Raw genomic sequence first — 9,365 nt, forward strand, 5'->3', positions numbered from 1 at the left:
GTCTATAGGGACTCGTCATCGGTTATGAGTAGTCCATCTCTTTTTGCGACCTCGCGCAACACGGACGGATCGGTATTGGAGTGATCGCCTTCGGTGCTCCTATGCCATCGTCCTCCATTGAAGATTTCGATCTGCCATATTTCTACGTCGTCGGGCCCGCCTGATGGTGTGATGTCGATAATGCGCGCGTCCATGGTCAACCCTCGAGTTGCTCGCCGTGCGCACGTAGCGTCATAGCTAACAGCGTCAGGATGCCGCCCGTTGCTTCGTCGTGCCTGTCTGTCTGTTCTTCTAAGAACGAAACCAGCTGGTCGCGATCAGCCAGGCCATTCGCGACCAATATGTCGAGTACCAGCGCATTTACGATCTGCTGAGCCTGCAGTGTGGCTTGCGCGATGTCGCTCGCGCTTCCGGACATTTTAAGATGCATGTTTTTCTCCTTGGACCTGTTGGCATGGTGCATGGGGCGCGAAGCTGGCGCAACCTTGGGTGACTGCAGTGTCAGCAGCCTAGTGACAGGATTGTCCCTGGGGACACGTCAGGGACGGACGTGGGACACGGGGCGTCTCTTGAGGGATGAACCCCACAACCCCCTGTCGCGACGGCGCCAAATTTTTTTGGAAGGCCATTTCGGGAGGGCTGGACTGGCTAAAACGACGCCAAAATCGGGCCGCGCGCTGTAGGGAGGCCTATTTGGGTAAGGTGAACGGGAGAGGGGTGTCTTGTATTTAGGGTGACCAGTTTCGGTCAGTCTTCGTCTCGCCATCGGAACAAAGCAGACCCATGAGCTGATGAAGCCGGTCTCACGCACTCGATAATCCCGAGGTCCAACAGCGCCTTTCGGGTCGCTTGAATGCCACGTCGCGAGCTTGCTACGTCGGCATCGGTGGCAGCGGCGTTTGCGAAGGGGAACGGCTCGTGCCCTGGATGACGCCTCTTCAACACTGCGTACAAGCCGACAGCTTCTGCGCCAGCGCGCTCCACTAACTCACCGATCCTGCCTGCATCCAAGATCACCTTCCTGCCTTCTCCTGTAGCTTTGCCGACGAAGAGCCGACCTTCAATCTTGTAGCGCCAGACAGATGCGACCGTTCGCGCGACCTCGACGTCCGACATGACGTCCTGGAAGTTTTCGTCCGCATATTGCCGGGCCACGTCCAAAAGCTGAGCCTGATCGTCGCAGTAGCGCGCCTGGGCGCCTGCGTATTTGAATAGGTCGTGATTTCGTCCGTCGCCGTCTCGTAAGCGGCTACTCGTCTCGTTTGCGGCGCGCGGCAGGATTGGTGGTGAAGGTGGGGCGATCAGAGGGGCGAGGTCTCGAAGGGTGTCGAGGTCGCCACGAATGAACTCGTAGGTGCCCTTTGGCGTCACAGAAAATGGCGCGATGGAGAAGCCGTCGCCTAGGATGTCGTAGGGCTTCAGAGGGCCCTCAGGTCGGATCAGGCGTTCTTCGCCATTGTGCTTATAGAAGCCGTGGAGCTTGCCTGACGCTGTCCGCACAAGCGCCTTCGGCACACCGAAACGCGCAAACAACACGTCTGCAAATCTCTCGTCATTCGTATCAATGTCGAGAACGGTGATGCCAACCCGGCGGGGGCAAAAACCAAAGGCATCCTCGGCACGGAATCGCGCAGCGAATATGCGACTGGCGTGAAGGGTGACCTTCGGCCAGTGTTTGACCATCGGCCGCTTGTCAGAATCCACCGGGAATATCGGTATCCCCGCAGCTTCGTAGGAGGGCTGCCAAAGCCCGAAACCGCGAAGGACGGGTTCCTGACGTAGGGCGTTGGTCAAGCAGCGCCCCCGTGGCCGGTCAGGACGATCTTCCAGATCTCGGCACGCATTGCCCCCTCAAGCGCTCGGCATTGCGCCTCAACAGCATCGGGATCGCAGCCTTTGCGCAACAGCGCCTGACGCTGCACATCAACTTGCCGCAGAATGTGTCGATCACCGGCGGCTGCGTCTAACTCAAGGACGCGATCAGCCTGTCGCCTCACCAGATCAACCCGGCGGGCGAGGGGGTAGGGGATCACCTCAGCCATTGAGCAATGCTCCATGGACGAATGATGCCATCGTTCTTTGACGGGGGGAAGCGCGTGAACGAACGCGGAACAAGTCTCCCCAGAATTTCCCCAGATTTGGGGTGGGGAGAGCTTGTTTCGTTCTCCTTCGCAGCATGGGGAGAAGGATGCGGTTTCCCGCTCAACTCCCTTGCTGCAAGGGTCTCAGATGGTGCCGCCGGGGGGAATCGAACCCACGACCTCAGCCTTACCAAGGATGCGCTCTACCACTGAGCTACGGCGGCCCCGACTGAGGAAGCGGCCGTATAGCCAAACAGATCGGGGGAGGGAAGCGGCTTTTTGATCTTGCGAAAGAAAGTTTGGAAATAGGCCGCCATCACGGCATCATCTGGCCATGACTCAACCTCCGCATGACGCCGACACGCCCCTGAATCCCGTTGCCGGGGCGTCTGGCGATTCGGCGCCTCCGACTGAGGTGGCGCGCGCCAAGGCGGAAAAGGCCATGCGTCTGGCCGCTGCCCTTCGCGACAACCTTCGGCGCCGCAAAGCGCCGCAACGTACGCCGTCAGCGCCGAAGCCGCGCAACTGAGGTCGGCAACGTAAAGTCATCGACGCAGGCTCACGCATCCCTTTGGCAAGCGGCTGACGGCTTGCTAGAGAACGATCCCCCCGAAGCGTTTCCTTCGGGCGCGCTTCAAGGACGTCATGGACAGCATAGCCATTCAGGGCGGCGCCCAGCTTTTCGGGGACATTCCCGTCAGCGGCGCCAAGAACTCCGCCATCAAGCTGATGGCTGCCTCGATCCTGACGGATCAGCCCTTATTGCTGACCAATATGCCGCGTCTGGCGGACACGCGGTTCCTGGGCCAGTTGCTGCGTCAGTTCGGCATCGAGGTGACCGAACGTGACGGCGCCGACGGGCAGGAGAGCCTGTTTCACGCCAAGGACCTGACCTCGACCTTCGCCCCCTATGATCTGGTTCGCCAGATGCGGGCCTCGTTCAATGTGCTGGGGCCGCTGCTGGCGCGCACGGGCGAGGCCAAGGTGTCGCTGCCCGGCGGCTGCACCATCGGCGCGCGTCCAGTGGACCTGCACCTGCAGGCGCTGACGGCGCTGGGCGCAGAGATCGAACTGGAAGAGGGCTATGTCACCGCCCGCGCGCCCAAGGGCCTGAAGGGCGCCGAGATCGAGTTCCCGTTCGTCTCCGTGGGCGCGACCGAGCACGCCCTGCTGGCGGCGGTGCTGGCGCAAGGCACGACGGTGCTGCGTCGCGCGGCGCGTGAGCCGGAAATCGGCGATCTGGCCCACTGTCTGACGGCGATGGGCGCCAAGATCGAGGGCATCGACACCGACGTCCTGACCATCACCGGGGTTTCGTCGCTGAACGGCGCAACCTGGTCGGTGATTCCCGACCGGATCGAAATGGGCTCCTACGCCGTCGCTGCCGCCATGGCGGGCGGCGAGGTGCGTCTGACCAAGGCGCGCGCCGAACTGATCGGTTCGCTGACCGACAAGATGATCGAGGCTGGCGTCGAGGTGTCGCCCACCGCCGACGGCGTGCTGATCAAGCGCGATCCGAAACAGCGGCTGAAGGCCGTGGATGTCGAGACCGCGATCTATCCCGGCTTCGCCACCGATCTGCAGGCGCAGTTCATGGCCTTGATGACGACCGCAGAGGGCGTCAGCACGGTTCGTGAGACGATCTTTGAAAACCGCTTCATGCACGTGCCGGAACTGGCGCGTCTGGGCGCAGACATTTCGGTCCATGCGGGTGAGGCGCACGTCAACGGCGTCGAGGTTCTGCACGGCGCTCAGGTCATGGCGACGGACCTTCGGGCCTCCATGTGCCTGGTGATCGCGGGCCTGGTGGCCCAGGGCGAAACGACCGTAGGACGTGTCTATCATCTGGATCGCGGTTTCGAGCGTTTGGAAGAAAAGCTCGGCGCCTGCGGCGCGGACATTCGCCGGATAAAGGGAACAGGTGATGAGCACTGATATCGACGGCGTCCCGCCTGTTCCCAGCACGCCGGTCGAACCGCTGCGTCTGCTGGCGGAGGACGCCGACGATCTTCAGATCATTTCCGCCGCGCTTCAGGACGCCATCCTGCGGCCTGTCGACATCGTCTGGGAGAAGCAGGCCCGCACCCTGACCATCGCCTTCAGCCGCTTTTGCTGGGAGTGCGGGGGCACGCGGGTGATGTGCGCCATGCAGTTCGGCGACGTGCAGGGGGTCAAGAGCCGCCGCCTGTCGCGCAGCCCTGACGCCTCGCTGGAGTTGCTGGCGCTGGACTTCATCCCGACCGAGACGCCCGGCGGCAAGGTCATCCTGATGTTCGCGGGCGGCGGCGACCTGCGGGTCGATGTCGAATGCCTGGACGCCGTGGTGACGGATATTTCGGAACGCTGGCCGGCGCGGATCGCCCCGACCCATCTGGATGAGGTTCATCCGGATAATGGAGATGCAGCATGAGCGGTCCTCACAGACTGTCCGCCGTCGAACTGGATGCGGCGACGCTTCCTGCGGCGCCCGCCGAGATCGAGCATGAGCGCCGCGTGGCCATCTTTGATCTGGTCGAGAAGAACAGCTTCGAGCCAGTGGGCGCCGAGGGCGGCCCTTATCAGTTGAAGCTGTCGCTGCAGGACAATCGGCTGGTGTTCGACATCACCGCGACCGAGTTCACCCGCACCTACGCCATCAGCCTGACGCCGCTGAAGCGGGTGGTGAAGGACTATCTGCTGATCTGCGACAGCTATTACGAGGCTCTGCGCGGCTCTTCCGCCAGCCAGATCGAATCGGTCGACATGGGCAGACGTGGTCTGCACAACGAGGGGGCTGAACAACTCGTGGCGCGGCTGGAAGGCAAGATCGTGGTCGATCATGAGACCTCGAGACGCCTGTTTACGCTGCTCTGCGCCCTCTACCGTCGCGGCTGACCTCGACTATCTCTACGTTTTCGGGCATTAGGCCCCTCCATTCCGCCCCACGCGCCCGCCCGGCGTGGGGTTGAACGCATTTCAGACGGGCGTGAGAGGCCGCATGGCTAAGGAAGAACTGCTCGAGTTTCCCGGCACCGTCAGCGAACTGCTGCCGAACGCCACTTTCCGCGTGACGCTCGAGAACGACCACGAGATCATCGCTCACACTGCAGGCAAGATGCGCAAGAACCGCATCCGCGTGCTGGCCGGCGACAAGGTCCTGGTTGAGATGACGCCGTACGATCTGACCAAGGGTCGCATCACCTACCGCTTCAAGTAAGGGCAGGCCGAGTTGGCCCGTCCTGAACTTGTGCTGGCGTCGTCCAGCCCACGCCGCATCGAGTTGCTGGCGCAGGTCGGCATCAAGCCCGACCATATCGACCCTGCCGATATCGACGAGACGCCGCTGAAAGGCGAAACCCCGCCGCGTCTGGCGGAACGTCTCGCCACGTCCAAGGCGCAGGTCGTTGCCGCCCGTCGCCCTGAGGCCGTGATCATCGCCGCCGATACGGTTGTGTCGGGTGGCCGTCGCTTTCTTGAAAAGGCGGCGGACGAGGCGGAGGCGACGCGTTTCCTGAAACTGCTGTCCGGCCGTAATCACCGCGTCTTCACCGGCGTGGCGGTCGTTCGAGACGGCAAGCTGTCGTCGCGCGTCAACGAGACGCGCGTGACGTTCAAAACCCTGTCCGACCATGAGATCGCCACCTATGTCGCCAGCGGCGACTGGCGCGGCAAGGCGGGCGGTTATGGCATCCAGGGGGCTGCGGGCGCCTTTATCCAACGCATCGTCGGCAGCCATCCGTCCGTAATGGGCCTGCCGGTCTATGAAGCCGTCCAACTGTTGAACGGCGTCGGCTGGCGGGCATGAGCCCGCTGGGCGGCGATCTCGAGGTCTTCCTCGACGAGACGCCGGGTGAGACGCGCGGCGCCGTGATGCGGGACGGCCGCTTCACCCATCTTCTGATTCATCGTGAGGGGGATTGCCCCCAGACCCGCCTCGGCGCCCGATCTGTCGGGCGCGTGACCGAGGTCAATCCGGGCCTGCGCGGGGCCTTTGCCGACATCGGCGCCGATTCGCCGGTCTTCCTGCCTTTCCCGCGTAACGACCGTCTGACGCAGGGCCAGCGCCTTGAGGTTGTCGTCACCGCCGAATCGCGCGCCGGAAAAGGTGCGGCGGTTCGTCGCCTTGGACCGGGGGAGGGCGCCCCCCGTCTGCTGGAACCTGCCCCCTCTGTTGCGCTCCAGTTGCAAAGCTTCGCGCCGGGCGTGGAATCAGTGACGGGAATCGAAGCGATTGATGCCGTGCTTGAGGCCGAAGATGAGGCCTTGAGCCGCACGCACGCATTCACGGGCGCCGGAATCGACCTGTCGATCGAGCGAACGCGCGCTTTGGTCGCGGTCGACATCGATTATGCGCCCACAGCGGGGCGTGACCCGAAACAGGGCAGGGCGATCGCGAATCGCGAGGGCCTGCGCCAGGCCGCCCGCCTGATCGAACTTAGAAACTGGGCCGGGCTGGTCGTCATCGATCTGGTCGGCGACGCTCAGGATGGCGAGGCGCAGCTGAAAGCCGCGCGGGCGGTCTTTGCGCATGAACCGCAGGCGGTGTTTGCGCCTGTCAGCCGTTTTGGCCTGTTGCAGATCTCGCTGCCCTGGCGACGCACGCCCATAGAAGAGGTGCTGCGGGGTGCCGACGGCCGCCCCGCAGTTCAGACGCGTGCGATTGCCCTGGTGCGTCGTCTGCGTCGGCAAATGCTGACGGATACGACTGCGCCGCGTCTGCGCATACGCTGCGCACCTGAAGAGGCCGCCATAGCTGGACCGCTGGCCGCACGATTGGGGCCGCGCGCCAGTGTCCTGGCCGATGCCGCCGTCGCCGCCGGGCGCGGACATATAGAAGAGAACTGACCCATGGCTTCCTGCCCCATCTGCCGCAAGGCCGAGCCTGATCCCAAGTACAAGCCGTTCTGCTCGCGTCGTTGTTCCGAGGTTGACCTGCAGCGTTGGTTCACTGGCGCCTACGCCATTCCGGCCGCTCTGGACGAGAGCGCTGAAGATGATGTGGAAAAGGATTGAAACGGCGCTGGACAGGCCGAAAAGCCTCGCCTATAGACCCGCCTCTCGCGACGCCGCGTCGGCGCCTGGATAGCTCAGCTGGTAGAGCAGCGGATTGAAAATCCGCGTGTCGGTGGTTCGAACCCGCCTCCAGGCACCATCTCTCAACGACTTTTGCGGTCGTTGCGTTTTTTCCTAAAAATCGTAGCAGAAATGGTCGCCACCCCGCCAAGCTTAGGGAATGCGATTGCCGCTATCTGACGTCCTGCGGAACGATTTCTCCGATATGGGGCTTTTTCGAACATCCTTGCTCCGAAGTTCGGCCAATCATCATTAAAATGTCGCGTGATGCTGCTCAGATGGGCCTGTCGCGCACGACTTCACTCCATGTATCCCGTTAAGTGAAATCGGGCGCTTCGCCCTTGACGCTCCGGTAAGGGTTCGTCAAAGGGGTTGAGACGCCTTATCAATAGGGCGTCACGGATTTCAGGAGGCGTGCTCTCCGACGGTTCGACATCGGAGGCTGGACGGGCAACCGCCCACGTCTCTTCTAAAAGATTTCAGTTCCCATGCTCCCGAGCGGACAGGGGGGCTGAAGGAAACATTTCAGGTTGGGATGCGGTCGCTGACTATGGCCGCATCTTTGGTTCCACGAGTCAGACCAAGCAGGAACTGGCGAACTATGCTGAACAGCAAGAAGACGAATATCCTCCTCGCCATGGCCGGCGCTGCCGCCCTTATGGCGAGCTCGCCGGTTCTGGCCCAGGCTCCGGCCGAGCCGACCCCGGCAACTGCACCCGCCGCTGGTGCAGCAACCCCCGCAGCTGCTCCGGCCGCTGACGCAGCGCCTGCTGAAGAAGCAGCTGCTTCGCATCACGGCGGCGGCATCACGCCGATCTCGATGTTCATGGAAGCGACCGTGATCGTTAAGGTCGTCATGATCGGCCTGCTGCTGGCGTCCATCTTCTCGTGGACCCTGCTGCTCATCAAGCTCTTCGAGTTTGGCTCGCTGAACCGCAAGACCGACAACTTCCTCGAGAGCTTCCGCGGCGCTCGCACGATCTCCGACATGCGCGCCATCGCGACGCAAGAAGAGTTCGACGGCAACCCGCTGGCCGACATGGCCGCCGCAGCCACCGAAGAAATCGAACTGTCGCGTCAATCGGGCCTGTCGGTCACCGGCGACCACCTGGACTCGGCCCTGGGCCGCGCCACCGCTGCTGTGAACGCTGTGCAATCCGGTCTGGCCAAGCGCCTGTCGGGCGGTCAACAGTTCCTGGCTTCGGTCGGATCGATTGGTCCGTTCGTCGGTCTGTTCGGCACCGTTTACGGCATCATGAACTCCTTCATCGGCATCGCGGAATCCAACACGACCAACCTGGCCGTCGTTGCTCCGGGTATCGCTGAAGCTCTGCTCGCCACCGGTATCGGTTTGTTCGCCGCTATCCCGGCCGTTGTCTTCTACAACTACTTCAACACCCGCATCGCTGGTTACGGCACCCGCGCCGACGGCTTTGCTGCTGAACTGTTGAACGGCATCTCGCGTCAGCTCGACAAGGGGGCGTAATACGCATGGCCGCCAAGATCAAAACGGGCGGCGGTGGCAACCAGGTTGAGGCAAACAGCGATATCAACGTTACGCCTTTCGTTGATATCATGCTCGTCCTCCTCATCATCTTCATGGTTGCGGCGCCGCTCGCCTCCGTGTCGGTGCCGGTGGAACTGCCTATCGCTGTCGCCAAGGCGGCGCCGAACCCGCCCAAGCCGGTCTATATTTCGATCCAGACAGACGGTTCCGTCTATGTGGGCGATTTCCAGACCAGCGTCGGATCTCTGGGCTCCGATCTGAGTGATCAGATCGGCGCACGGAACCCGGCAGATGAGCGGATCTTCATCCGTGCTGACCAGAACACCCGGTACGGCGATTTCATGCAGGTCATGAACGCCCTGCAGGATGCCGGCTTTTACAGCGTCGCCCTGGTCGGCGAAGACCAAGCGACGAGTTGAGGTGCGGAGATAGTATGACAGACGTCGAATATCATCGCAGTCGCTACGACATCCCGAAGCAGAAGGGCTTCATGGGGGTTTCTTACCCCGTGCTGATCGTCTGCCTCCTGATCGTCACCATTCTGTTCGCGCTTCTTCTGTTCTTCCTGCAGCAGTCGAAGTTCAAGCTGAAGGAGTTCAACTACGTCGACGAGGCCGTGAAGGTCGAGTTGGTTGCGCCGGTTCCTCCGCCGCCTCCGCCTCCGCCGCCGCCGCCTCCGCCTGACACGCCGCCTCCGCCGAAGCTTCAGGTGCGTCCGCCGGTGC

The 9,365-nt window shown here is 62.5% G+C and carries 12 protein-coding genes, 2 tRNA genes and 1 pseudogene; 11 read left to right on the forward strand and 4 right to left on the reverse strand.

Annotated features, from left to right (window positions below):
- Positions 1-196: 196 nt before the first annotated feature.
- From QZ281_RS14430 to QZ281_RS14445, 4 genes are all read right to left on the reverse strand, one after another.
- Entirely contained in the window at positions 197-430 is a 234-nt protein-coding gene (locus tag QZ281_RS14430) for a hypothetical protein (protein ID WP_292229517.1), read from the reverse strand.
- A gap of 317 nt (positions 431-747) precedes the next feature.
- Positions 748-1,794 (reverse strand): bifunctional DNA primase/polymerase, encoded by a 1,047-nt coding sequence (locus tag QZ281_RS14435; RefSeq protein WP_292229519.1) that lies wholly within the window; start codon positions 1,792-1,794, stop codon positions 748-750.
- Entirely contained in the window at positions 1,791-2,057 is a 267-nt protein-coding gene (locus QZ281_RS18230) for a DUF6074 family protein (protein WP_363298014.1), read from the reverse strand. Before QZ281_RS18230 ends, QZ281_RS14435 begins: the two co-directional genes overlap by 4 nt.
- Positions 2,058-2,230: 173 nt before the next feature.
- Positions 2,231-2,305 (reverse strand) — tRNA-Thr (locus QZ281_RS14445).
- Positions 2,306-2,726: 421 nt separating this feature from the next.
- On the opposite strand from QZ281_RS14445, the gene murA reads away from it, so the two are divergent.
- The 11 genes and pseudogenes from murA to QZ281_RS14500 all read left to right on the forward strand — a co-directional run.
- The gene (murA, locus tag QZ281_RS14450) at positions 2,727-4,016 is read left to right on the forward strand and encodes a UDP-N-acetylglucosamine 1-carboxyvinyltransferase (protein ID WP_292229524.1); all 1,290 of its coding nucleotides are present in this window, start codon (positions 2,727-2,729) and stop codon (positions 4,014-4,016) included.
- A complete protein-coding gene (locus QZ281_RS14455) occupies positions 4,006-4,491 on the forward strand; it encodes a DUF2948 family protein (protein ID WP_292229526.1) in 486 nt (161 codons plus the stop codon). The genes murA and QZ281_RS14455 overlap by 11 nt, the downstream gene beginning before the upstream one ends.
- Positions 4,488-4,955: a UPF0262 family protein gene (locus QZ281_RS14460; RefSeq protein ID WP_292229528.1), complete on the forward strand. Its 468-nt coding sequence runs from the start codon at positions 4,488-4,490 to the stop codon at positions 4,953-4,955. The genes QZ281_RS14455 and QZ281_RS14460 overlap by 4 nt, the downstream gene beginning before the upstream one ends.
- A 103-nt stretch (positions 4,956-5,058) precedes the next feature.
- The gene (infA, locus tag QZ281_RS14465) at positions 5,059-5,277 is read left to right on the forward strand and encodes a translation initiation factor IF-1 (protein WP_008261544.1); all 219 of its coding nucleotides are present in this window, start codon (positions 5,059-5,061) and stop codon (positions 5,275-5,277) included.
- A 12-nt stretch (positions 5,278-5,289) separates the two neighbouring features.
- Positions 5,290-5,865 carry a Maf family protein gene (locus tag QZ281_RS14470; RefSeq protein WP_292229530.1) on the forward strand — a complete coding sequence of 192 codons (576 nt, stop codon included), beginning with the start codon at positions 5,290-5,292 and terminating at the stop codon, positions 5,863-5,865.
- Positions 5,862-6,905 carry a ribonuclease E/G gene (locus QZ281_RS14475; protein WP_292229532.1) on the forward strand — a complete coding sequence of 348 codons (1,044 nt, stop codon included), beginning with the start codon at positions 5,862-5,864 and terminating at the stop codon, positions 6,903-6,905. Before QZ281_RS14470 ends, QZ281_RS14475 begins: the two co-directional genes overlap by 4 nt.
- A gap of 3 nt (positions 6,906-6,908) precedes the next feature.
- Positions 6,909-7,073, forward strand: coding sequence for a DNA gyrase inhibitor YacG (gene yacG, locus QZ281_RS14480; RefSeq protein ID WP_201097802.1), 165 nt, complete (start codon positions 6,909-6,911; stop codon positions 7,071-7,073).
- Between the two features lie 63 nt (positions 7,074-7,136).
- A tRNA-Phe gene (locus tag QZ281_RS14485) sits at positions 7,137-7,212 on the forward strand.
- Between the two features lie 522 nt (positions 7,213-7,734).
- Complete coding sequence (gene exbB / locus QZ281_RS14490; protein ID WP_292229534.1) at positions 7,735-8,619, forward strand: tonB-system energizer ExbB; 885 nt, start codon at positions 7,735-7,737, stop codon at positions 8,617-8,619.
- Positions 8,620-8,624: 5 nt separating this feature from the next.
- Positions 8,625-9,059, forward strand: coding sequence for a biopolymer transporter ExbD (locus QZ281_RS14495; RefSeq protein WP_292229536.1), 435 nt, complete (start codon positions 8,625-8,627; stop codon positions 9,057-9,059).
- A 14-nt stretch (positions 9,060-9,073) separates the two neighbouring features.
- Positions 9,074-9,365: pseudogene (locus tag QZ281_RS14500) on the forward strand (energy transducer TonB); the annotation flags it as partial.

The sequence above is a fragment of the Brevundimonas sp. genome, assembly GCF_018608325.1.
GTDB lineage: Bacteria > Pseudomonadota > Alphaproteobacteria > Caulobacterales > Caulobacteraceae > Brevundimonas.

Excerpts from the sequence above, each read along its gene's own strand:
- QZ281_RS14495 (WP_292229536.1), top strand. The coding sequence starts at position 8,625 with ATGGCCGCCAAGATCAAAACGGGCGGCGGTGGCAACCAGGTTGAGGCA.
- yacG (WP_201097802.1), top strand. The coding sequence starts at position 6,909 with ATGGCTTCCTGCCCCATCTGCCGCAAGGCCGAGCCTGATCCCAAGTAC.
- QZ281_RS14430 (WP_292229517.1), bottom strand. The coding sequence starts at position 430 with ATGCATCTTAAAATGTCCGGAAGCGCGAGCGACATCGCGCAAGCCACA.
- infA (WP_008261544.1), top strand. The coding sequence starts at position 5,059 with ATGGCTAAGGAAGAACTGCTCGAGTTTCCCGGCACCGTCAGCGAACTG.
- QZ281_RS18230 (WP_363298014.1), bottom strand. The coding sequence starts at position 2,057 with ATGGAGCATTGCTCAATGGCTGAGGTGATCCCCTACCCCCTCGCCCGC.
- QZ281_RS14460 (WP_292229528.1), top strand. The coding sequence starts at position 4,488 with ATGAGCGGTCCTCACAGACTGTCCGCCGTCGAACTGGATGCGGCGACG.
- exbB (WP_292229534.1), top strand. The coding sequence starts at position 7,735 with ATGCTGAACAGCAAGAAGACGAATATCCTCCTCGCCATGGCCGGCGCT.
- QZ281_RS14455 (WP_292229526.1), top strand. The coding sequence starts at position 4,006 with ATGAGCACTGATATCGACGGCGTCCCGCCTGTTCCCAGCACGCCGGTC.
- QZ281_RS14475 (WP_292229532.1), top strand. The coding sequence starts at position 5,862 with ATGAGCCCGCTGGGCGGCGATCTCGAGGTCTTCCTCGACGAGACGCCG.
- murA (WP_292229524.1), top strand. The coding sequence starts at position 2,727 with ATGGACAGCATAGCCATTCAGGGCGGCGCCCAGCTTTTCGGGGACATT.